Annotated in this window: 17 protein-coding genes and 1 tRNA gene; 6 read left to right on the top strand and 12 right to left on the bottom strand. The window is 66.7% G+C overall.

Annotated elements, in window-relative coordinates; translation table 11 throughout:
- Position 1: 1 nt before the first annotated feature.
- The 4 genes from BRW65_RS12875 to fabG are packed head-to-tail and all read right to left on the bottom strand — an operon-like array spanning position 2 to position 4,369.
- Positions 2 to 1,195, bottom strand: coding sequence for an acyl-CoA dehydrogenase family protein (locus tag BRW65_RS12875; RefSeq protein ID WP_073875155.1), 1,194 nt, complete (start codon positions 1,193 to 1,195; stop codon positions 2 to 4).
- Positions 1,192 to 2,415, bottom strand: a complete 1,224-nt coding sequence (locus BRW65_RS12870; RefSeq protein WP_073875153.1) for a CoA transferase — start codon at positions 2,413 to 2,415, stop codon at positions 1,192 to 1,194. The genes BRW65_RS12875 and BRW65_RS12870 overlap by 4 nt, the downstream gene beginning before the upstream one ends.
- Positions 2,412 to 3,638 (bottom strand): acetyl-CoA C-acetyltransferase, encoded by a 1,227-nt coding sequence (locus BRW65_RS12865; RefSeq protein ID WP_073875151.1) that lies wholly within the window; start codon positions 3,636 to 3,638, stop codon positions 2,412 to 2,414. The genes BRW65_RS12870 and BRW65_RS12865 overlap by 4 nt, the downstream gene beginning before the upstream one ends.
- On the bottom strand, positions 3,635 to 4,369 hold the full coding sequence (fabG, locus tag BRW65_RS12860; protein ID WP_073875390.1) for a 3-oxoacyl-ACP reductase FabG: 735 nt from the start codon (positions 4,367 to 4,369) through the stop codon (positions 3,635 to 3,637). The genes BRW65_RS12865 and fabG overlap by 4 nt, the downstream gene beginning before the upstream one ends.
- Before the next feature lie 172 nt (positions 4,370 to 4,541).
- Between fabG and BRW65_RS12855 the strand changes: the two genes are divergently transcribed.
- The 4 genes from BRW65_RS12855 (at position 4,542) to BRW65_RS12840 (ending at position 10,444) form a co-directional block, all read left to right on the top strand.
- Positions 4,542 to 5,735 carry an acyl-CoA dehydrogenase family protein gene (locus tag BRW65_RS12855; RefSeq protein WP_073875149.1) on the top strand — a complete coding sequence of 398 codons (1,194 nt, stop codon included), beginning with the start codon at positions 4,542 to 4,544 and terminating at the stop codon, positions 5,733 to 5,735.
- Complete coding sequence (locus BRW65_RS12850) at positions 5,735 to 6,556, top strand: mycofactocin-coupled SDR family oxidoreductase (RefSeq protein WP_073875147.1); 822 nt, start codon at positions 5,735 to 5,737, stop codon at positions 6,554 to 6,556. Before BRW65_RS12855 ends, BRW65_RS12850 begins: the two co-directional genes overlap by 1 nt.
- A gap of 46 nt (positions 6,557 to 6,602) precedes the next feature.
- The gene (locus BRW65_RS12845) at positions 6,603 to 7,028 is read left to right on the top strand and encodes a pyridoxamine 5'-phosphate oxidase family protein (protein WP_073875145.1); all 426 of its coding nucleotides are present in this window, start codon (positions 6,603 to 6,605) and stop codon (positions 7,026 to 7,028) included.
- A 101-nt stretch (positions 7,029 to 7,129) separates the two neighbouring features.
- Positions 7,130 to 10,444 (top strand): helix-turn-helix transcriptional regulator, encoded by a 3,315-nt coding sequence (locus BRW65_RS12840; protein ID WP_244168079.1) that lies wholly within the window; start codon positions 7,130 to 7,132, stop codon positions 10,442 to 10,444.
- On the opposite strand, the gene BRW65_RS12835 is transcribed toward BRW65_RS12840, so the two are convergent.
- The 3 genes from BRW65_RS12835 to BRW65_RS12825 form a co-directional block, all read right to left on the bottom strand.
- Positions 10,437 to 11,513 carry a phosphotransferase family protein gene (locus tag BRW65_RS12835; RefSeq protein ID WP_073875143.1) on the bottom strand — a complete coding sequence of 359 codons (1,077 nt, stop codon included), beginning with the start codon at positions 11,511 to 11,513 and terminating at the stop codon, positions 10,437 to 10,439. The genes BRW65_RS12840 and BRW65_RS12835 overlap by 8 nt on opposite strands.
- A gap of 87 nt (positions 11,514 to 11,600) precedes the next feature.
- Positions 11,601 to 13,337: an ABC transporter ATP-binding protein gene (locus tag BRW65_RS12830; protein ID WP_073875141.1), complete on the bottom strand. Its 1,737-nt coding sequence runs from the start codon at positions 13,335 to 13,337 to the stop codon at positions 11,601 to 11,603.
- Positions 13,334 to 15,919 carry an ABC transporter ATP-binding protein/permease gene (locus BRW65_RS12825; protein ID WP_073875139.1) on the bottom strand — a complete coding sequence of 862 codons (2,586 nt, stop codon included), beginning with the start codon at positions 15,917 to 15,919 and terminating at the stop codon, positions 13,334 to 13,336. Before BRW65_RS12825 ends, BRW65_RS12830 begins: the two co-directional genes overlap by 4 nt.
- 156 nt (positions 15,920 to 16,075) lie before the next feature.
- Here BRW65_RS12825 and BRW65_RS12820 point away from each other — a divergent pair, with 156 nt between their 5' ends.
- Positions 16,076 to 16,501 (top strand): thiol-disulfide oxidoreductase DCC family protein, encoded by a 426-nt coding sequence (locus tag BRW65_RS12820; RefSeq protein ID WP_073875137.1) that lies wholly within the window; start codon positions 16,076 to 16,078, stop codon positions 16,499 to 16,501.
- Here the strand turns inward: BRW65_RS12820 and BRW65_RS12815 are convergent.
- From BRW65_RS12815 to BRW65_RS12800, 4 genes are all read right to left on the bottom strand, one after another.
- The gene (locus BRW65_RS12815; RefSeq protein WP_073875135.1) at positions 16,498 to 16,806 is read right to left on the bottom strand and encodes a hypothetical protein; all 309 of its coding nucleotides are present in this window, start codon (positions 16,804 to 16,806) and stop codon (positions 16,498 to 16,500) included. The two genes, BRW65_RS12820 and BRW65_RS12815, sit on opposite strands and share 4 nt — an antisense overlap.
- A 182-nt stretch (positions 16,807 to 16,988) precedes the next feature.
- Positions 16,989 to 17,633, bottom strand: coding sequence for a hypothetical protein (locus BRW65_RS12810; RefSeq protein ID WP_244168078.1), 645 nt, complete (start codon positions 17,631 to 17,633; stop codon positions 16,989 to 16,991).
- Positions 17,634 to 18,371: 738 nt separating this feature from the next.
- Positions 18,372 to 18,863, bottom strand: coding sequence for a hypothetical protein (locus tag BRW65_RS12805; RefSeq protein WP_073875133.1), 492 nt, complete (start codon positions 18,861 to 18,863; stop codon positions 18,372 to 18,374).
- A gap of 33 nt (positions 18,864 to 18,896) precedes the next feature.
- Entirely contained in the window at positions 18,897 to 20,405 is a 1,509-nt protein-coding gene (locus tag BRW65_RS12800; RefSeq protein ID WP_073875131.1) for a hypothetical protein, read from the bottom strand.
- Positions 20,406 to 20,548: 143 nt separating this feature from the next.
- Here BRW65_RS12800 and BRW65_RS12795 point away from each other — a divergent pair, with 143 nt between their 5' ends.
- The gene (locus BRW65_RS12795; RefSeq protein WP_073875129.1) at positions 20,549 to 20,971 is read left to right on the top strand and encodes a hypothetical protein; all 423 of its coding nucleotides are present in this window, start codon (positions 20,549 to 20,551) and stop codon (positions 20,969 to 20,971) included.
- A gap of 115 nt (positions 20,972 to 21,086) precedes the next feature.
- Here BRW65_RS12795 and BRW65_RS12790 read toward each other — a convergent pair.
- Positions 21,087 to 21,173, bottom strand: a tRNA-Leu gene (locus BRW65_RS12790).
- Between the last annotated feature and the right edge of the window lie 48 nt (positions 21,174 to 21,221).

Below are 21,221 nucleotides of genomic sequence, written 5' to 3'. Positions count from 1 at the left end.
GCTACACCTGGTACTCGGCTAGCAGCCGCTTGCTGATGATGTTCTTCTGAATTTCGCTGGTGCCCTCGCCGATCAGCAGGAATGGCGCATCCCGCATCAGCCGCTCGATCTCGTATTCCTTGGAATAGCCGTAGCCGCCATGGATCCGGAAGCTCTGCTGGGTGACCTCGGTGCAGTATTCGCTGCACAGGTATTTGGCCATCCCGGCGGCGACGTCGTTGCGCTCCCCCGAATCCTTTAGCCGCGCCGCGTTGACCATCATCAGGTGCGCCGCTTCGACTTTGGTGGCCATCTCGGCCAGCTGGAAGGCGATGGCCTGATGCTCGGCTATAGGCTTGCCGAAGGTGTGGCGCTGTTGGGCGTAGCGGACCGCGAGCTCGAAGGCGCGGATGCCGACGCCACAGGCGCGGGCCGACACGTTGAGGCGGCCGACCTCGATGCCGTCCATCATCTGGAAGAAGCCCTGCCCGGTGGCGCCGCCGAGGATGTCGTCGGCGCTGGCCCGGTAGCCGTCGAAAATCATCTCCGTCGTTTCGATGCCTTTGTAGCCCAGCTTGTCGATCTTGCCCGGAATTTGCAGCCCCGGAACGACTTCGCCGAAACCGACGGGTTTCTCGACGAGGAACGCGGTCAGATTTCGGTGCGGCTTGTCCGAGCCTTCGTCCGTGCGCACCAGGACAGCCACCAGCGTAGAGGTGGCGCCGTTGGTCAGCCACATCTTCTGACCGTTGATCGTGTAGGTGCCATCCGGATTGCGCTTGGCCCGCGTGCGGATCGCGGCGACGTCGGAGCCCAGCTCCGGCTCCGACATCGAGAAGGCGCCGCGCGTCTCACCGGTCGCCATGCGGGGCAGAAACCGTTGTTGCTGAGCGTCGGTCCCGTGCTGGCGCAGCATGTAGGCCACGATGAAGTGGGTGTTGAGCACGCCGGACACGCTCATCCAGCCGCGGGCCAGCTCTTCGACGCACAGCGCATAGGTCAGCAGCGACTCCCCCAGCCCGCCGTACTCCTGGGGAATCATCAACCCGAACAAGCCCATCTCACGCATCTGGTCCACGATGTGTTGGGGGTAGGTGTCACCGCGTTCGAGCTCCGCGGCGTTCGGGATGACTTCCTTCTCGACGAATTGCCGCACCGCGGCGATGATTTCGGTCTGGAATTCGGTCAGCCCGAGAGTCTGTGCGAGTCTGGTCATGCGTCGTCTTTCGGTTTCGGGTTTCCGCGCTGGTCGATCGTGTTCGCGTGCGTGAGCCGTTCGATGTCGGCCGATGTCAAGCCCAGGCGCCGCGAGAGGACCTCGGCGGTGTCCTGCCCCAGGGCGGGCGCGGCCGCACTGGCGGGGTGTTGGCCGTCGAACGCGATCGGCAGCCCGGCCGCCAAGTAGTCGCCCAGACCGGGTTGATGTAACGGGGAAAACACGGGGTTGGCGGTCACCTTGGGCCCGGAGGCGACCTCCGCGAAGGTCCGGTAACGCTCGAAGAGCACCGTGGTCTTCGACAGCGTGGCCGTGACCTCGTCGGCCGAGTGATCGCTGAACCAGGTGGCGAACAGGCCGGACAGGACGTCGCGGTACCGGTAGCGGTCACCCTCGGAGTCGAAGTCGACATCCAGCGCCTCGGCCAGCGCCGACACCGCGGCGCCGGTGCCCGTCACGTGGACCAGATCGCGAAAGTGCTTGCGGGTCAGGGTGACCACCATGAACCGGGCGCCGTCGCCACTGGCGAAGTCCTGTCCGTACTGGCCATAGATGGCGTTGCCCAGGCGTTGCCGCTGGGCGCCTGTGACCTGCGGCTCTGTCAACAGTCCCAGGTTCCCGGCGGTGGCCAGCGCGACATCCTCCAGCGCCAGGGTGATTCGCGCGCCCAGCCCGGATTCCTCGCGCCGGCGAACGGCGGTGACGACGGCCAGCGCGGCGTACAGGCCGCAACACACGTCCCAGGCCGGCAGCACGTGATTGATCGGCCCGGCGTGCTCGGCCGGGCCGGTGACGAGCGGGAACCCCACACCGGCGTTGACCGTGTAATCCACGCCAGTGGAACCGTTGCCACGCCCGAGCAGTTGGACGTGAATGACGTCGGGACGTTTGGCGGCCAACACGTCGTGACCGAGCCAAGACAGCCCGGCGGCGTTGGTCACCACCACACCGTCCCCCTCGGCGATGAGCCGCTGAACCAGTTCCTGCCCGTCCCGGGAGCGCAAATCGATGGTGGCCGAACGCTTCCCCTTGTTCAGGCCGGTCCAGTAGATCGATGTGCCGTCCGGCGCCAACGGCCAGCGCCGGACGTCGGAGGCACCGCCGATCGGGTCGACTCTGATCACTTCGGCGCCAAGCTGACCCAGCGTCATGCCGCACAGCGGGGCGGCGACGAAGCTGGACACCTCCACGACGGTGAGTCCGCTCAGCGGGCCGGTCACGTCGAGGCGACCCGCTCGAACACCGCGGCGAGACCCTGGCCGCCGCCGATGCACATGGTCTCCAACCCATAGCGCGCCTCGCGACGGTTGAGCTCGCGCGCCAGTGTGGCCAGCATCCGCCCACCCGTCGCACCAACCGGGTGGCCCAGGGAGATTCCCGATCCGTGCACGTTCGTCCGCTCGTGGTCGGCGGCGCCGAAGTTCCATTCGCGCATCACGGCGAGCGCTTGCGCGGCAAAGGCTTCGTTCAGTTCGATCAGGTCGATGTTGGACAGCCGCAGGCCTGCCTTACCAAGCGCCGCCTCGGTGGCCGGCACCGGGCCGATGCCCATGATGCGGGGCGCCACCCCGGCCAACCCCCACGACACCAGCCGCACCAGCGGCGTCAGACCGCATTCGCGCGCCTTCTCCGGCGTGGTCACCACGCACATCGACGCCGCATCGTTCTGCCCGCTGGCGTTGCCGGCGGTGACCGTCGCCTCCGAATCCTCGCTCGCCAGCACGGGTTTGAGCTTGCCCAACGACTCGACCGAGGTGTCGGCGCGCGGATGTTCGTCGGTGTCGATCAGCTCCTCGCCCGTGCGGGTGGGCACCGAGACGGGAATGATCTCCTCGGCCAACACGCCGTCCTTCTGCGCGGCCACCGCGCGCTGGTGCGACCGCACGGCCAGCTCGTCTTGTTCCAGCCGCGGGATGCCGTACTGGCGGCGCAGGTTCTCGGCCGTCTCCAGCATGCCGCCGGGCACCGGGTGGTGCCGACCACCGGCGGTGGTGCGGCCACGCGCCAGCCCGTCGTGCACCCGGACGCCGGTTCGCGCGCCGCCCCACCGCATGTCGGTGGAGTAGAACGCGACGTTGCTCATGCTTTCGCAGCCGCCGGCGACGACGAGGTCGTGGTCGCCGTTGCCCACCTGCAGGCACGCCTGGATCACCGCCTGCAGGCCCGAGCCGCAGCGGCGGTCGACCTGCATCCCCGGAACGGTCACCGGCAGCCCGGCATCCAGCGCCACCACCCGTCCGATCGCGGGCGCCTCACTGCTCGGGTAGCAGTGGCCGAGGATGACGTCCTGCACCGCGTCGGGCGAGATTCCCGTCCGTTCGAGCAGACCCTTCAGCGCCGCGACCCCGAGGTCGACGGCGGTCAGCGACTTGAACACCCCGCCGTAGCGGCCGATCGGGGTCCGGACGGGTTCGCAGACAACGGTCTCGCGCATCGCGCTCATAGATGCCGGCCGCCGGTGATCTCCATGACGGTGCCGGTCATGTACGAGGACAGGTCGGAAGCCAAGAACAGCGCCACGCTGGCGACCTCGCTGGGCTCGCCGGCCCGACCCATCGGCACCTCGGCAACCTTCGAATCCCAAATGCGTTGCGGCATCGCCTCCGTCATCGCGGAGCGGATCAAACCGGGGGCGATCGCGTTCACCCGGACGCCCAGGTGGGCCAGCTCCTTGGCGGCAGCCTTGGTCATGCCGACGATGCCTGCCTTGGCGGCCGAGTAGTTGGTCTGGCCGACCATGCCGACCTTCCCCGACACCGAGGACATGTTGATGATGACGCCGCGCTTGTTTTCCCGCATGACGGCGGCGGCCAGCCGGGTCCCATTCCAGGTGCCCTTCAGGTGCACGGCGATGACCTGATCGAACTGCTCCTCGGTCATCTTGCGCATCGTCGCGTCGCGGGTGATCCCGGCGTTGTTGACCATGATGTCCAGGCCGCCGAAACGCTCGACGGCGGTCTGAATCAGGGTCTCAACGTCGGCCGCCTGCGTGACATCGCAGCGGACCGCGACCGCGACGTCGTCACCGCCCAACTGCTTCGCCACCACCCGGGTTTCTTCGAGATTGACATCGCCCAGCACGACTCGCGCCCCCTCGGCGACAAAGCGTTCCGCGATGGCCAGACCCAGTCCCTGCGCACCGCCGGTGATCACCGCGGTCTGACCTGTCAGCATCGACACCTGATTCCCGCCTCCCCCTGCTTTCGTCCCCGGGGACACCCCGGCAGTCGAATATCATATTTCATATAGGATCTGCTCCGGTGCCGGGTTCCCACCCCGCGCCCTTGAACCGGCCGGCCGCTCGCGGCTGAGCGACCCGCCACTGCCAACGATGGAGCGTCCGCCTATGACCACTGCCGAACAACCCGAGGTCTCCGACGACGATTTCCAGGAGATCTTGGCCCAGACCCGTCACTTCGTTCGCACGGCCGTGGTCCCGCGCGAACAGGAGATTCTCGCCGAGGATCGGGTGCCCGATGACCTGCGTGAGCAGGCCAAGAAGATGGGGCTATTCGGCTACGCGGTCCCGCAGCAGTGGGGCGGCCTCGGCCTGAACCTGATGCAAGATGTCGAGCTGGCCATGGAATTGGGTTACACATCGCTGGCGCTGCGCTCGATGTTCGGCACCAACAACGGCATCGCGGGCCAGGTCCTGGTCGGCTTCGGCACCGACGAGCAAAAGGCCCGCTGGCTGGAATCGATGGCGTCCGGCGACGTCGTCGCCTCGTTTGCGTTGACTGAGCCGGGCGCCGGATCGAACCCGGCCGGACTGCGGACCAAAGCCGTTCGCGACCAAGGCGATTGGGTGATCTCCGGGCAGAAGCGGTTCATCACCAACGCGCCCGTCGCCGACCTGTTCGTGGTGTTCGCGCGCACCCGGCCGGCCGACGACCAGGGTCCCGGGATCGCCGTATTTCTGGTCCCGGCGGACGCACCGGGCGTCGAAGTCGGCGCCAAGGACGCCAAGATGGGCCAGGAAGGCGCGTGGACCGCCGACGTCGGCTTCAACGACGTCCGGGTGGAGGGCGGCGCACTGATCGGCGGCAGCGAAGACATCGGCTATCGAGCGGCGATGACCTCGCTGGCGCGGGGCCGGGTCCACATCGCGGCCCTCGCGGTGGGCGCCGCGCAACGCGCGCTCGACGAATCCGTCTCCTACGCCGCCACCGCGACGCAGGGCGGCACGCCGATCGGACAGTTCCAGTTGGTTCAGGCGATGATCGCCGACCAGCAGACCGGAGTGCTCGCCGGCCGCGCGCTGGTGCGCGAGGCCGCGCGGTTGTGGGTCTCCGGCGAGGACCGCAGGGTCGCGCCGTCGGCGGCCAAGCTGTTCTGCACCGAGATGGCCGGCAACGTCGCCGATCTGGCGGTGCAGGTGCACGGCGGCAGCGGCTACATGCGTGGGGTCCCTGTCGAGCGGATCTACCGCGACGTGCGGCTGCTGCGGCTCTACGAGGGCACCAGCGAGATTCAGCGCCTGATCATCGGATCCAACCTCGTCAAAGCGGTGCAGCGCACGACCACAACGAAGGAGCGTTAATGGCGGGCAAGCTCTCGGGCAGAGTCGCCTTCATCACCGGGGCCGCCCGCGGCCAGGGCCGGGCGCACGCGTTGCGGCTGGCGCAAGAGGGCGCCGACATCATCGCCGTCGACATCGCAGGCAAGCTGCCGCCCTGCGTCCCATATGACCCGGCCACTCCCGAGGACCTAAACGAGACCGTACGACTGGTCGAAGAGACCAACCGCCGGATCGTCGCGTCGGTCGTGGATACCCGCGACTTCGAGGCGCTTCGCGGGGCCGTCGACGACGGTGTCGCCGCGCTCGGGCGGTTGGACATCATCGTCGCCAACGCCGGCGTTGCCGCCCCGCAGCCCTGGAACAACATCACGCCGGAGGACTTCCGCGACATCATCGACATCAACGTGACGGGCACCTGGAACACAGTGATGGCCGGGGCGGACAAGATCATCGAAGGGGGTCGCGGCGGCTCGATCATCTTGATCAGTTCCGCGGCCGGTATGAAGATGCAGCCGTTCATGGTGCACTACACCGCCAGCAAGCACGCCGTCACGGGGATGGCGCGGGCCTTTGCCGCCGAGTTGGGCAAGCATTCGATCCGGGTCAACAGCGTGCATCCGGGGCCGGTGAACACGCCGATGGGCACCGGCGACATGGTCACCGCCGTGGGCAAGGCCGTCGAGACCAACCCGCAGTTGTCCAACGTGCTCACGCCGTTCCTGCCCGACTGGATGGCCGAACCGGAGGAGATCGCCGATACCGTGTGCTGGCTCGCCAGCGACGAGTCGCGCAAGATCACCGCCGCCCGGATCCCGGTCGACCAGGGCTCGACGCAATACTGACCGGGCGTTGGGAATAGATCACGCGGGATAGGGGCTTGCAGGGCACATGAAAGCCTTCACCGAGAGCGAACGTCAGGAATTTCTGGCCGGCAAGCACGTGGCCGTGTTGTCCGTGGCGGCCGATGGCCGTCCCCCGGCCAGCGTCCCGATCTGGTACGACTACACCCCCGGCGGAGACATCCGGATCATGACCGGGGCGTCCAGCCGCAAGGCGCGACTCATCGAGCGGGCCGGCGCGGTGACGTTGGTGGTCCAGCGCGAGGAGCCCCCGTATCAATACGTGGTCGTCGAGGGCACCGTCACCGAGACCGCCAATCCGGCCCCGGCCGACCTGCAGGAGGCCATCGCCATCCGATACCTCGGCGAGGACGGCGGGCGGGCGTTCGTCCGAAGCATGGAGGGCGTGGAAGAAGTGATGTACACGATCCGCCCCGACCGCTGGATGAGCGCCGACTTCACCGGCGACCTGTAGAGGTCTCGAACCAAACGCCGCACGTAGCGCTCGCGTCGTCGCGCGAAATCTACGCGCATCCGCGGATGTTTGCCGGTTGCGGTCGCGCCATGCTGGCTAACATGAGCGAAATCGATCCACGGGCGGACGTGCCGCCGTTGGACTGGAGCGACGCGGCAATGAACGAGCCTTTGCCCACCGGCACCGTCACACTGTTGTTGGCCGACGTCCAAGGTTCGACCCAACTCTGGAACTCTCAGCCCGCGGAGATGACCGCGGCAATCGCCAACCTGGACCAGACGCTGGCCGAGGTGGTGGGCATTCACCGCGGCGTTCGCCCAGTCGAACAGGGCGAGGGCGACAGCTTCGTGATTGCGTTCAATCGGGCGTCCGATGCGGTGGCGTGCGCGCTCGCGTTGCAGCGTGCACCCCTGGCGCCATTGCGGCTACGGATCGGGTTGCATACCGGTGAGGTTCAGCTGCGCGACGAGAACAACTACGTCGGCCCGGCGATCAACCGGACGGCACGACTCCGCGAGCTCGCTCATGGCGGCCAGACGCTGCTGTCCGGCACCACGAGCGATCTGGTGGCTGACACACTCCCGGATGATCTGTGGTTGATTGACCTCGGCATCCACCCCCTGCGGGACCTTCCCCGACCGGAACGTGTGGTGCAACTCTGCCATCACGATCTATGCAACGATTTTCCTCCGTTGCGCAAGCGTGAAATGCCTGTCACTCAACATCTTCCGGCCGAGCTGACCAGCTTCGTCGGCCGTGACGCGGAAATGGCCGAGGTACGGGACCTTCTCGCGCGGAGCAGGTTGGTGACATTGACCGGTGCCGGTGGGGTGGGTAAGACCCGCCTGGCCGCTCGGGTCGCGGCCTCCATCTGCAACGACTACGCCGACGGGGTCTGTTATGTGGACCTCGCGCCGCTGACCGACCCCACCCTGGTGCCGATGACGACCGCGCGGGCGTTGGGACTGCCGGAGGAACCCGGGCGCTCTCCTGAGAAGAGCGTCCTGCAATTCATCGGCGACCGGCACATGTTGATGGTGCTCGACAACTGTGAGCACCTGCTGGACGCCAGCGCTGCCCTCGCCAATGCCGCGTTGGCGGGCTGTCCGCGGTTGACGGTGCTGACGACGAGTCGCGAGCCGATTGGCATGAACGGTGAGGTGACGTGGCGCGTGCCGTCGTTGTCGTTGGCGGAAGATGCCGTTCTCCTGTTCAACGATCGCGCCCGCCATGCCCAACCGGGCTTCCACACCAACGATGCCGATGCGCGCGCGATTGACGAGATCTGCCGTCGCCTGGACGGCATGCCGTTGGCGATTGAGTTGGCGGCGGCACGGGTTCGCGCGCTGTCACCCGCGGAGATTCTCGCCGGCCTGCAAGACCGGTTCCGGTTGCTGACCGGCGGATCGCGAACCGCGGTGCGCCGCCAGCAGACACTTCGTGCGTCGGTGGATTGGTCGCACGCGTTGCTGACCGAACCCGAACGGATCCTGTTCCGCCGGCTGGGGGTGTTCGCGGGCGGTTTCGACGTCGAATCCTGCGCGAAGGTGGTGTGCGACAATGACTTAGAGCACCACCAGGTTTTGGATGTGCTAGCGCTTCTCGTCGACAAATCATTGGTGATAAGCGAGTCCGTCAACGGCCTAACCCGATACCGGCTGCTGGAAACCATCCGCCAGTATGCGCAGGAGAAGCTGGGCGAGTCGGCGGAGGCGATCGCCGTCCGGGATCGGCACCGTGACCATTTCACCTCGATGGCGGCGGGGCTCGACGCTCGGGTGAATACGAACATGGAGTCTCTGTTCGATCAGGCTGAGATCGACATCGACAATCTGCGGGCCGCATTCGCGTGGAGCCGCGAAGGCCGTGAGACAGATCGGGCGTTACATCTCGTCACTTCCCTACAGCCGTACTGGCTTTCGCGGGGTCGCCTCAAGGAAGGGTCCGCTTGGCTTGACCTGGTCCTGGCCGACGCCGAGGCCGCGGGTGCGGACGTGGCACCCAGCGCGATGGCTCGCGCGCTGGCCGACAAGGCATTTCTGGACAACATGCGCGACGCGGAGAGTTTTGCACGGGCTCAACGCTCGCTGGCCATCGCCCGTGACGTGGACGATCCCGTATTGCTGGCCCACAGCCTCACCGTTTGCGGACGCCTCGCGGCCTGGAACGCCGAAATCGCTCGCCCGTACTTGTCGGAGGCGGAGAACCTGATCCGAGCGATGGGCGACCGTTGGCGACTGTGTCAACTCCTCTACAGCCAGGCGCTCAGCGCCATGGTCGGCGCGGGAGATCTGGATGTTGCGGTCGCCGCCGCCACAGAGGGCCGAGACCTCGCCGACGAGGTCGGCGACCGTGGCTATGCGCGTGGGTGCAGGTGGTGTCTCGCAGGAGTGCAATGGGTACGAGGCGACGTCGCCGGAGCCGAAGCCCGGGATCGCGAATTGATGGACGAAGCGGATGCGGCGCATGCCTTGATCTGGCAGGTCAATGTCCGCTCCGGACTCAGTCATGTACTGGCACACAGTGGACGGGCGGCGGAAGGCCGGACCTTGGCGCTCGAGGCGCTCGACGGCGCAGCGGACATCGGGCGGTATCAGGAAGGGGTGGTGTACGCGGCACTGGCGTTCGCGGCGCTGGCGGACGGCGATGTCGCCGCGGCCGCCGAAGCCAGCGACACGACGCGCGAGCGGTTCGGCGCATGGCCGCTTGTGACCACCACAGCTAAGCCCTCGGCACAGGTCGCACTCGCCCGTGGCGATCTGGCATCGGCACGCCGCTTCGCCGAGGAAGACCTTGCCGACGCGAGGGGATGGTTCACGGTACAGGCGCTTTCGACCCGCGCCCGCGTGGCCATGGCGGAGAAGAAGCCGGGGCTGGCTGAACGCGACGTCCAAGACGCGCTAGCCCGTGCGGTCGAGACGCAAGCCCACTTGTTCGTTCCCGACCTGCTCGAGCTGCTCGCCGGTTTGACCCAGGACGCCGGCAACCACCTGGAAGCGGCGCGGCTTTTCGGGGCGGCGCACGCGGTCCGCGAGCGGACCGGCATCGTGCGCTTCCGGGTGTACGACTCCGACTACGCGGCGTCGGTGACCGCGAGCCGGAACGCATTAGGTGAGACGGAATTCGGCGCCGCGTGGGACGCGGGCACGGTCCTGTCCACCGATGAGGCGGTCGCCTACGCGCGACGCGGCCGCGGCGAACGCAAACGTCCGCCGATGGGCTGGGACTCGCTGACCCCGACGGAACGCGACGTCGTCCGCCTCGTCAGCGAGGGATTGGGCAATAAAGACATCGGTGACCGGCTGTTCATCTCACCGCGCACCGTGCAGACACACCTCACCCACGTGTACGCGAAGCTAGGCGTTGGTTCGCGCATGCGGCTGGCGCAGGAAGCGGTTCGCCGGTCGGTCAGCTGATCAGTTCCAGCGCCCCCAGCTCGCGGATCGCCTGGCAGCCGCGGCCGAGCATGGTCAGGACCATGTCGTCGCCCCGTTCGGTGGCGGCCGCGAACGCGAACCCCAGCGCGGAGATCAGCGGCGCCTGCAACACCCCGAGCCGGTAATCGCGCCAACACGTTTCGCGGTCATAGCCGGTGACCCCGCATGCCACCAGCGCGCGGTGATAGTCGGCGGCGAGCCGTTCTTCGATGCTCGCGCGCAGCTGCGAATTGAGGCTCGTCGCGGTGAAGTAGGCGAGATCCCTGGCCGGCAAACCGACGCCGAGCGTCTGCCAGTCGACCACGCTGACCCGGGTCCGATCGGGATCGAAGAGCAGGTTATCCAGGCGGAAGTCGCCGTGCAGCAGGGCGAACCGGTCATACTCGCAGAGCAGCCACGGTGTGACCAAACCCATTGCCGCGCTGAAGGTCTCGCGGTCCGCGGCGCTCATCCGGTCGCCCAGCTTGTCCAGCGTGATCTCGGCGCTCATCTTCGCCACTTCACCCATGCCGCCGGCGCCCGCCTCGTCCGGCCTGGCGAAAGCGATGCCCGGGAAGTCGAGCCATACGGGATCACACCAACTGGGCGCGTGCAGCCCGGCCAGCGCGGTAACCGCGAGGCGCGCTTCGGTCTCGCCGCACCCGGCGAGCTGATCGCCCTGCACAGCCGGCGCCTGGTCGGCGAGCAGCAACGCGAAATCCATTGCATCCTCGGTGATCTCGGAGTAGAAGCATTCCGGCGTCGGCACCTGCACCCGGTGCGCCACGGACGAATAGAACGCGCATTCGCTGCGATAGCCGATGACGACCCGGTCGCGCACAGTCTCGTCCTGGGCCGGCAGTTTGATGACGAAGGTCTGCGGCAAGTCACCGGGGTCCGTGGCGTACCGGGCGCGCACCCGGTAGGTCGCACCCGTTTGGCCCGTGCCGATCGCCGCCACGTCCACGTCGGCGACCTCGACGGGTGCGCCGCGTCGGCTGAGCGCGGCCGATAGCCATTGCGGGGTCACGTCGGCGGGATACCGCGGAATCGATACGACAGCACTCATGAACAGCGCGCCTCCTGCACCCGGACGGCTCCGTCCGACTGACAAACTGTAAGGCATACCGCAAGAGTTGCGGTCAACTGCTTCACATCAGTCGGCGAGAATGCGCCATTCTGCGGCCTCGTGCTGCTGCCGCCAGAACTCGTCGAAACGTCCACCCGCCGCGAGCAATTCGCCGACCGTCCCGTCCTCGATCACACGACCGTCGTCGAGGAACAGGACGCGGTCGGCGTGACTGATGCTGGCCAGCCGGTGCGCGACGATCACCTGGGTGCGCGACCGCGGGTCGAGTGTCAGCGCGTCGACCACCGCGGCCTCGTTCTCGGTGTCCAGAGCGCTGGTCGCCTCGTCGACCAGCAGTATCGGCGCGGGCTTGAGCAGCGCCCGTGCGATGCTGACCCGTTGGCGTTCGCCTCCGGACAGCGCCGAGCCGGCTTCGCCGACGATCGTGTCGGCGCCGTCTTGCAGCCGGCCGATGAGTTCGTCGACGCGGGCGAGGGCGACGGCGCGGTTGAACTGGTCATCGCCCGCGCCGGGATCACCGGCGAACACGTTGTCACGGATCGACCCGTGAAACAGGTAGGGATGCTGGAACACGACGCTGCTCGCCGCCCTGCGAGCCTCGGCGTCCAGCGTGGCCGCATCGACGCCGTCGATCAATACCCGGCCGCGGGTGGGTTCGTGCAGCCCGGCGATCAGCGCCAGAATGGTGCTCTTGCCCGATCCGGACGGTCCGACGATCGCCGTCGTGCTGCCCGGCGCCAGGGTGAAGCTCACCCCGTCGAGCACCGACGCGGGCGCACCGTCATACCGGAACTCGACCCCGTCGAACTCGATACGGGGCGCCGTCGCGGTGACGGGCAGCGTAGCCGCACCGGAGTTCATCGATGGCGCCGTAAGCACGCATCGGATGCGATCGAGCGTGGCGCGGGTGCTTTCCAAGGCAGGCGCCAATTCGCTGATCGTGGTGAACGGTTCGAGGTAGCGCACGATCACGACGATCACTGCGACGGCTTCGGGCACCGATAGGGTCTTGTTGACCGTCAGCGCCGCGGTCGCGCCCGCCAGCAGGATGAGCGACAGCTGGCTGGCCAGGCTGAACAGCAGCTGGCCCGGAACCTGCATGGACAGCAAGCGCATGGTCGCGCCGTGTTGCGCGGCCAGCGCATCGCCGACCAGGCTGCGCGCCGGTTCGACCCTTCGTGCGGCCCGCAGCGCCTGTTGGGTGCGGGCGAATTCGATGATCCGCTCGGTGAGCGCGCTGTTGGCTTCGTCGGCCGCGGCGTCGGCGCGCCGCGTGAGTCGGGCCGAGGCCCAGAGCGCCCCCAAGAGCAGCGGCACGCCGCCCAGTGCGGCCGCGCCGAGCTGCCACGAGATCGGGATCAGGGCGACCGCGATGGCCGCGGGCAGCAGGATGGCGGAGATCAGCGGTGTCAGCAGGTTGACGACCAAGCCGACCAGCTCGGGTCCGGTGGCGGCGATCGCCTGGCGCGCCGTCGCGGTGTGCTCTGTGGTGAACCAGTCGAGCCGCACGCCGGGCAACCGGTCCGCCACGTCGTGCTGGCTGTGGTCGAGGACGGCGAACCCGAGGTCGAAGCCGATCCGCGCGGTCGCGGTGTCGATCAGCCATCCGATGACGGTGGCGGCCGTGAGCCAGCCGAGCCACCCCAGCGCGCGGTGCGGGTCGCCGAACAGGGCGCCGACCAACGGCACCAGTAGGACGGTGCCCGCCGCCCGCACCACCACGGACAGCAGCGCCAGCACGGCATAGGCGATGACCTTGGCTCGGCGATCCGCGGGCACCAGCCCCAACCAGGTGCGAATCATCGTGTCCCCTCCTGCGCCGCGCTGGCGGTGATCCGGTCCCGCCGGCCGCCTTCCCACAGCCGCCGGTATCGGCCGTCGGTGGCCAGCAACTCGTCGTGCGTACCCCGTTCGGCGATCCGGCCGTGGTCGAGCACGACGATCTGGTCGGCGCCCGTGATCGTGTGCAGGCGGTGGGCGATCACCAGGACGGTGCGGTTCCGGGTCAGCCGGTTGAGCGCTTGCTGCACCAGGTATTCCGATTCGGGGTCGGCGAACGCGGTGGCTTCGTCGAGGATCAGAACAGGGGTGTCCGCCAGGATCGCCCGGGCGATGGTGAGCCGCTGCCGTTCCCCGCCCGACAACCCCGCTCCTGCGCCCAGCACGGTGTCGTAGCCGTCCGGCAATCGCATGATCCGGTCGTGGATCTGGGCCTGGCGCGCCGCTTCCTGGATTCGCGCCGCGGTGGCGTCGGGGACGGCCAGCGCGATGTTCTCCGCGACGGTGCCGTGCACCAGTTGCGTCTCCTGCAGGACGAAGCCGACCTTCGCGTAGAGCTCATCGGCGGTCATCGATCGGATGTCTTGGCCCCCAACGCGAATCGCACCCTGATCAATGTCGTGGAACCGGGCCAGCAGGGCGGCCAGCGTGGACTTGCCGGACCCGGACGGGCCGACGAGGGCGGTGACCGTGCCGGGCCGCAGCGTCAGGGACACGTCACGGATCACCGGAACTCCCGGCCGATAGCCGAAGCTGACTCCGTCGAACACCACCGTGGCCGACGAATCCCCGGACCCGTCTTGCGGCCGCACGGCGAGTTCCGGCTCGTCGAGCGTGTTCTGCAGCCGCCGGGCGGCGAGCATGCCGGCGCTGATACCACCCACTCCGTACGCGATACCCAACAGCCGCGCGCCGAAGGTGGTGCCCAGCAACAAGAACGGCAGGAGATTGGCCGGATCCATCCGCCCGGTGACGGTGAGCAGGGTGCCCGTGAGCACGATGAGCCACAAGAAGGTCGAGGGCCGGGTGACCAGGTCCATCAACGTCTTCTTGCCGGCCAGCGGTCGCTGCCAGGAGACGAGGAATTCGACGTACTCGTCGAGGCGGCGGCGGAAGCTGGAGGCGGCCGCGCCGCCGAAGACGCGGATCACCGGCTGGCCCTCCAGGTAGGCACCGGCCTCGCCGCTCATCTTCTCGGCCCAGCGTTGCGATTGCGGGATCCGCGGGCCCGACTGAATGGTGAGCGACGACGTCAACACCAGATACACCAGGACGGGCACGAACAGCACGAGCGCCACTCGCCAGTCGACGACGAAAAGGTAGACCAGCACCGCCACCGGGGCGATGATCGCGGCGACCGCGTCCGGGATGGCGTGGGTGACCAGATAGTGCAGCGACAGCGTGTCGTCGTGCAACAGCTGCTTGATCGAGCCCGATCCGCGCGCGGTGAACCAGCCCAGCGACAACCGGGATAGCTTGCGCAACAGCCGAGATCGCAGGTCGGCGGCGAACCGGGCGTCGACGACGTGCAGCCACAAGGTGAGCGCCGCGCCGAGGACGGTGCCCGTTCCCAGCAGCGCAACGGCCGCGATCCCGACGTCGAAGAGCCGGGACGCGGGCGCCCCGGCCACCAGCAGGCGCGCCAGCTCGACCAGCAGGACGAACGGCGCCAGCTGGACCACCGTGATCACGGCCTGCAGCACGCCGGAAAGGATCAGGGCCGAGCGCAGCGGCGCGAGCAACCGCCCGGCGGCCTGGGCGCGCCAATTGCCGTGGGCGGCGGGGGTGCTTGGCTGGCCGGGCGCTTGCTCGGGCGAAACCGGTCCCCGTGCACCATCATTCGCGGATTCGGTCTCGTCGCCGCGGCGGGTGCCCATCGCCCGGCCTGCGCTCCAGTAGGCCTGGGCGTGAATCTCGGACTTGGGGAAGCCGAACTCGTCGCGCAGCCGCGTGCGGACGTGCTTGAGCACCGCCGCTTCGGGCGTGGCCCACGCGTACCAGTTGGACCAGTCGCGGTTATCAATCGCCGCGGCGAGGGATTTCTCGTCGCGCCGGGCCACCCAATGCACTCGCAGCCGGGGGTGCGACGCGATCGGGATCAGGACGTCGTGGTCGTCGTGTTGCTCGAGATACATCTCGATCGGCACGTCGTCGGGGACGACGCCGATGATCCCGTTGATGCCGGGGATCGACGCCGAGTCACCGATCAGCAGGTAGCCGGCCGGCTGCTCGTCGGGCACGTCGAACCGCGACGAGCCCATCAGCGCCATGACGGCGATCGTCGCGCCGGGCTGCACGGTGCGAGCCCACTTCGACGCCGGGCCGGCGGGCTCGTGCAGCACGATGTCGACCGCGAAGCGGCCGCTGGGGACGTCGGCCTCCGAGATGGTGTAAGCGCGCTGGAACTCGGTACTGGACCCGTCCGGGTCGGGAAACCAGAACCGCAGCCAGGCGGCGGGTTCGGCATCCACGTCCTCGAACAGCGTCGGCGACGTCATTCGCACCCGCACGAAATGCGGTGCGATGTGTACGGTTTCGAGCACCGTCGCGGTGTGGTCGCGAGCACCGAAGCTTCGCAGCATCACACCGGAGAATCCGCGTGCCATCAACGGTCCTTTCTCGCGTCGCTCACCTGCGCGACGACCTCAGCGAACGGACGGGCGGGCGGACCCCTCGCTGAATAGGCTCCCGCCCACAAACTAAGGGTTGCCTTACCAAAGGTCAAACCCGGGGTCGCCGAGCTCGATCGGTAGCCTGGATGTGTGAGCGGTGAATCGGTTTCGCCGGTGTTGCTCTACGACGGGGTCTGTGGCGTCTGCAACGCGGCGGTGCGGACCATACTTCGGTTCGATCCCCACGGCACGCTGCGCTTCGCGGCCCTGGACAGCGACTTCGCCCGGGCGGTCTTTGCCCGGCACCCGACCATCAAAGACGTGGACTCCGTGGTGTTCGTCGACGAACCCGAGCAGCCGGGAGAACGTGTCGCCGTCCGGTCCTCGGCCGCCCTGCGCGTGGTGGACTACCTTGGCGGCCCGTGGAAGCTGTTCGGGGTCGCCCGCGTCATCCCCGCTCCGCTGCGCGACTGGCTCTACGACCGGATCGCCGACGTCCGCTACCGCATCTTCGGCAAGTACGACACGTGTCCGCTGCCCGGGCCGGAGGTTCGCGCCCGCTTCTTGGACCCTTAGAAGTCGGCGTCGAGGGCCAGGTCCGCCTCGGACTCTTTTCGCTTCAGCTCGGCCAGTTTGCGGTCCTCGTCCGCCGCTTGGCGATGCTTGGCCGCCGATTCCCGGTGCGGGGCCTGATGAAAGTCGCCTTGTTCGACGATTCGGTCTTGGACGCGCGCGACTCGTTCGTGCTGCAGGGCCGATTGCTCGAAACTGCGGGCCGCCGCCAGGCCCGCATGCGCGGCGCGTTCGCGAGCCTCCGCGGCTTTGCGTTCCGCGCGCTCCACATCTTTTGCGGTGACGGCGTCGTCGTTTCCGGTGGCCATGGCGTCTCCCTCGCGTCCGTGCAGTTGCGCGTACCCCGGATGGAGGGTTTAACGCCTGGCGAAGGCGAATTGGTGATGCGGGCGGAGGGATTTTGAAGTGGCACCCAGGCCGCCGCTCAGCAAGCGGGTTTCCCTGGTGCGGGCGGTAGCTGGGAGCACGACCGTGGGTTCATCGCGCCCGATCAGGTGTGGACGATCAGGCCCGCTTCGGTGTAGGGCGCGGGTTGCTCGGGATCGTTGATCGTGATGTACAGGTCGCCTGCCGTCGGCATAACGAAGCCGACGAATCCATGCGCGCTCTGCCCGTCTTGAAGGCCGCCCGATTGCAGCGGGGGCATCTTGTCGAGCCTCTGGAAGTCGACCGCAAGCGTTGCCGGCCGGGGTGCGTCGTCGGGATGGGTCCATGGCTGATTACCGCCACCGTATCCGGCAAACACGTGGTTCCGGTCGAACTGGAAGAACCGGTGGGACGTCGCGGTGATAGTCAGTTCGACCACGTTGCAAGCGGAGCCATCCGTCGGACTCGCAAAATGAGAGGCGCACCCGGGTGGAAACCACGTTGCACTGTTGACGGTGATGTCGGCGGTCGCGCCGCTGGCCGCCCGGGCATGCACGGGCACGCCCATCTGACCGATGGGGAACGGTGGACTTTCGGACGTGGGGTCTGCCGAACCGACGGGACACGGGCATGCGGCAACAAACACGGCGACCGTGGCTGCAGCAATTGCAGATTTCGCCCCCACCCCGGGGGTCACCCGCGGCGCCGCCGCGAAAAAGCCCGTCGTCCACGAGCCATCGGTGCGTCGAACAAGAGCAACTTCGGGCATGAACCAATCATCCGCCTGGACATCGAACTGGAGGTGCGGATCGATGAGATGCCGTGGCGACAGTTCGCATGCCCGCCGCGAAGGTGCCCGGAGCATCCCACTGGACCACGAACACGGCTTCGAGCTGCGTAAACACTGGTGCGGGCGGAGGGACTCGAACCCTCATCAGCTATCCCGGTCAGCGGCCTAAGTTCGCATCTAGCTGCATAAACACGCTTCGCGACTTAACGCTAGTTAGCTGTAACTGCCGGAGTTTTGTGTCCACTTGGTGTCCTGGGAGTCCGCTCACGACCATTTGCCAGGCTCGGCGGCTAGGGAACTGGTCACGCGTTGCCCCTCGGTTCTTCTCCGCGCTGCTGCGTTCCTGGGGGAAGCTAACCTCGCGGGAGAATCACGAGTTGAAGATGGGGGTCTTGGGTCTTGAGCGATCCACTACAGATCACGAAATTGGTCAGTCGCGTTCTGGACGGGGAAATCAGGGTGCCGGGATTCCAGCGAAATTTTGTATGTAGCCTGATCGCGCGGCCCTCTTGATGGACAGTATCTATAAAGACAACTAGAAGGTCACGCGGACGCTTTTGACACAACAATGATGACCCGCTGACGACGACCAAGAGGAAAATTGTCGGAGTAGAGGGCGGTCTGGCCTCGGCAGAATCCACCGATGTGCTGCGATCCGAGACACGTTCAGCTGCTTGCAATTTGCGAGTCATCCGGGTGGCACGCCGAGCTGGCGGCTTAGACGTGGGGCAGCCAGCGAGTCCCTTGTTGCGAGATCACGAAACCTCGGCCTCGGGAGTCCTTGCAAGCGGTAGCGCCCGAGCTGTCGACCCCACAAAATGTCCCGCCAGCGGCTAAGGCTTGCAGCGGGGGCAGCGGCTTGAGCGGGTGTCCCTGAACCGACCCATCACTGTACGGAGTTGTTGTGGCTGCCCGAATGCCGCTGTCTGTCGACACCGAAGTGAACGGGCTCTTGTCACTATCCGGTACGCCCGGGATATTGCCGATGCATTCGACGCTACCGGTGTGGAAGTTGCACGGAATCCCTTCGGGTGTCAGGAAATAGATGGCGGTGGTGGGATCGCGCTGAGGATTTGGCAGCTCGATCCCGTAATCGAACACGTTGACGCGCGGGTAGCCGGACGGGTCGGGAAATGCCGGGTCAGCGTGTGACTGGGTGCACGCCGACATCGCGGTCACGCTGATGACCGAGGCGGCTGCAGTGAGCATTCGACGGACGGTTGGCATCGGCTTGAGCCCCTTTCAGCTTCCCGGAGTGACCGTGAAAGTTGTTGTGTAGGTCTTCGGATCGTAGACGTCGACACCGAGCCCGTACGTGCTGACGCGCATGGTGACAACGTCTTTGCCGTCTACCTGTCGTATGTCGGTAATGGCAGGCCCATAAGGGATTTGGGTGTCTGGCAGCTGTCCGACGAGCGGCGTCGGTGTTGCATTGAGCAGGCCTTGGGGAGTGCTGGCGACGGCACCTTGGATCGGCTTGTCAGCAGCCGCGCCGACCACCATGAAGCCTTTCCCTTGGGGTAGGGCCACGATCTGGCTTTCCCGGTTACCGTTGAGCGCGCCGTTGAAAGTTCCCTTGGGTTGCAACGTATTTCCCCAGTTGCCGTTCTGGTTCACCGGTGCAGATTCCCACAATCCGCGCTGCCCGTTTTGGTTGTTTCCCATGATGATCATCTTCCCGGTGTTCGGGTCGAATGCGCCGCTGGCTTGAGAGATGCCGTGAAGTGTGAACAGCACCTTGTCGGGGTGCGCGAGGTCGACCACCACAGTGTCGGGCACAGAGAATTGCTTGTTGGGCTGGCCATCGGGTCCCTTATACGGGACAAGACCGTAGAAGCCGTAGTGCTCACCATTGGGGCCGACTGCGGTTCCGGTCGGCAACGGACGCGTCCCTTCCGGATGCGGAATCGGGTTCGGACCGTTGATGCCAGGTGCATCACCGTCGGGTGGAACCAGGATGTTGGGGTAACCGTGAGCGCCGTCGCCGCCAAGCGCGATTCCCGTTCCGGGAATTGACAAGTCCAGGTCGTCTTGGTCTCTCGTGTTCTGGCCTTCAAGCAGGGGCGGCGTGCCGGGACCGTCGATCCGCGGACCAGTGCCGCCTGTGTTAAGAGGTGGTCCGCCGGGGCCGACGTGGGCATCATCAGCCCAGATCCCGGCCGGGTCGTAGCCGTCCTTGACGAGGTCAGCCTGCGCCGCGTGAAGCGTGCCGGTGTACACGCCACGGATCAACCGCATCTGCACCAGGGCGTCGCGAACGTCGTCTGCCTCATCGGCTTTGGCGTCCTCAATCAACGTCATCAGCGCATGTCGGCTCTTCGCATCGAGGGTGGGGTCTTCAAGGTCTTTCTGCGCCGCGACGACGACTTTGTCCAGCAGCTCCAACTGGTGATTCAGCGTGCGGATTTCAGTCGTGCCTCGTTGCTGCGCCTCCGCTAAAGCAGCGGCGACATTTTCCAAATCCGACCCAATCTTGGGCAGCCGTTCAGATTGCCACCCGAGACCCTTTGTCACGCGTTCCACTTCAGCGGAGTCGTTGATCGGATGATCGCCATCTTGGTGGTTCCAGGCCGCATCGAATCGCTTCTTGGCTTGATCAAAATCCTCACTGGCCGCAGCTGTGCACCGGCCTGCGTCGTGAAATACCTGGGCAAGACGGTCGATCTGCCAGGGGCTGCCCGCCTGCAGGCTCCGATTTATCTCCCACGGGTTTCCCCCAGCCTTCGCGATCAGGTCCGCGATATCTAGCACTCCACCGCCCCCGCACGAACATCGGCGCAGTACAACAGCCCTATAAACCTACCCCGCCGAGGTGGTCGGCGACGCCGGTTTCCATGGACGTCGCGGCTGTCGTACGTTCCAACGCCCGTGGTTACTAGGATCGCGCCGTCCTGATGGCCGTCGCGGAGTGGAAACTGAAGGGGAGCTACTGGCCCATGCACCGCAAAACGCTGGACCGCAACCTCGACGACGATATCCGCGATATCGCCCGGACCGCCCTGACCGCTCCCCTGACCATCCAGCACCGTGTGATGGGCCTGCTCTACGGCGTCGCGGTTCCGGTGGCGTCAGCCTTGCTGATGGTGTGGAACGACAAGCGGCACACTGTGATCGACCGGCGCGCGGTCAACTCGTTTGTGGAACAGAGGATGATCCCCAAACCGCCAGTCGGCAAACTGCCGCCTTACCTGGATTACCTCGACGTGTGCCAGCGGGTCAGCCAGCGGTGCGGCTACGACCTCCGTGAGTTGGACCGCGCCCTCTACAAGGCAAACGGGAACCGGGGACTACCGCCGCACGCCCGCGCACACGCCTGATGACCGGTGTTTGCTGAGATCTCCCACGCAAAATTTTCGCCGGAATCCCGTGTCCATTTGGTGTCCACGAAGCCCGCAAAAGGCCCGAAACCGATTCCTTGAGCTGAGCAAACACTGGTGCGGGCGGAGGGACTCGAACCCCCACGCTCTTTCGAGCACCGGCACCTAAAGCCGGGGTGTCTGCCAATTCCACCACGCCCGCAGCGTGCCGATCGTACCGCTCAGTTGGCTGACGGACCTGCCGGTGGCG

This window comes from Mycobacterium paraffinicum (assembly GCF_001907675.1).
GTDB classification, from domain to species: Bacteria; Actinomycetota; Actinomycetes; order Mycobacteriales; family Mycobacteriaceae; genus Mycobacterium; species Mycobacterium paraffinicum_A.
Note: the sequence above shows the minus strand (reverse complement) of the source record. Positions and strands in the feature narration are given on the sequence as shown.

Bases quoted from the DNA above. Each gene is read 5' to 3' on its own strand.
- BRW65_RS12875 (WP_073875155.1), bottom strand. From the start codon at position 1,195: ATGACCAGACTCGCACAGACTCTCGGGCTGACCGAATTCCAGACCGAA.
- BRW65_RS12865 (WP_073875151.1), bottom strand. From the start codon at position 3,638: ATGAGCGCGATGCGCGAGACCGTTGTCTGCGAACCCGTCCGGACCCCG.
- fabG (WP_073875390.1), bottom strand. From the start codon at position 4,369: ATGCTGACAGGTCAGACCGCGGTGATCACCGGCGGTGCGCAGGGACTG.
- BRW65_RS12855 (WP_073875149.1), top strand. From the start codon at position 4,542: ATGACCACTGCCGAACAACCCGAGGTCTCCGACGACGATTTCCAGGAG.
- BRW65_RS12850 (WP_073875147.1), top strand. From the start codon at position 5,735: ATGGCGGGCAAGCTCTCGGGCAGAGTCGCCTTCATCACCGGGGCCGCC.
- BRW65_RS12845 (WP_073875145.1), top strand. From the start codon at position 6,603: ATGAAAGCCTTCACCGAGAGCGAACGTCAGGAATTTCTGGCCGGCAAG.
- BRW65_RS12840 (WP_244168079.1), top strand. From the start codon at position 7,130: ATGAGCGAAATCGATCCACGGGCGGACGTGCCGCCGTTGGACTGGAGC.
- BRW65_RS12835 (WP_073875143.1), bottom strand. From the start codon at position 11,513: ATGAGTGCTGTCGTATCGATTCCGCGGTATCCCGCCGACGTGACCCCG.
- BRW65_RS12830 (WP_073875141.1), bottom strand. From the start codon at position 13,337: ATGATTCGCACCTGGTTGGGGCTGGTGCCCGCGGATCGCCGAGCCAAG.
- BRW65_RS12825 (WP_073875139.1), bottom strand. From the start codon at position 15,919: ATGGCACGCGGATTCTCCGGTGTGATGCTGCGAAGCTTCGGTGCTCGC.
- BRW65_RS12815 (WP_073875135.1), bottom strand. From the start codon at position 16,806: ATGGCCACCGGAAACGACGACGCCGTCACCGCAAAAGATGTGGAGCGC.
- BRW65_RS12810 (WP_244168078.1), bottom strand. From the start codon at position 17,633: ATGCCCGAAGTTGCTCTTGTTCGACGCACCGATGGCTCGTGGACGACG.
- BRW65_RS12805 (WP_073875133.1), bottom strand. From the start codon at position 18,863: ATGCTCACTGCAGCCGCCTCGGTCATCAGCGTGACCGCGATGTCGGCG.
- BRW65_RS12795 (WP_073875129.1), top strand. From the start codon at position 20,549: ATGGCCGTCGCGGAGTGGAAACTGAAGGGGAGCTACTGGCCCATGCAC.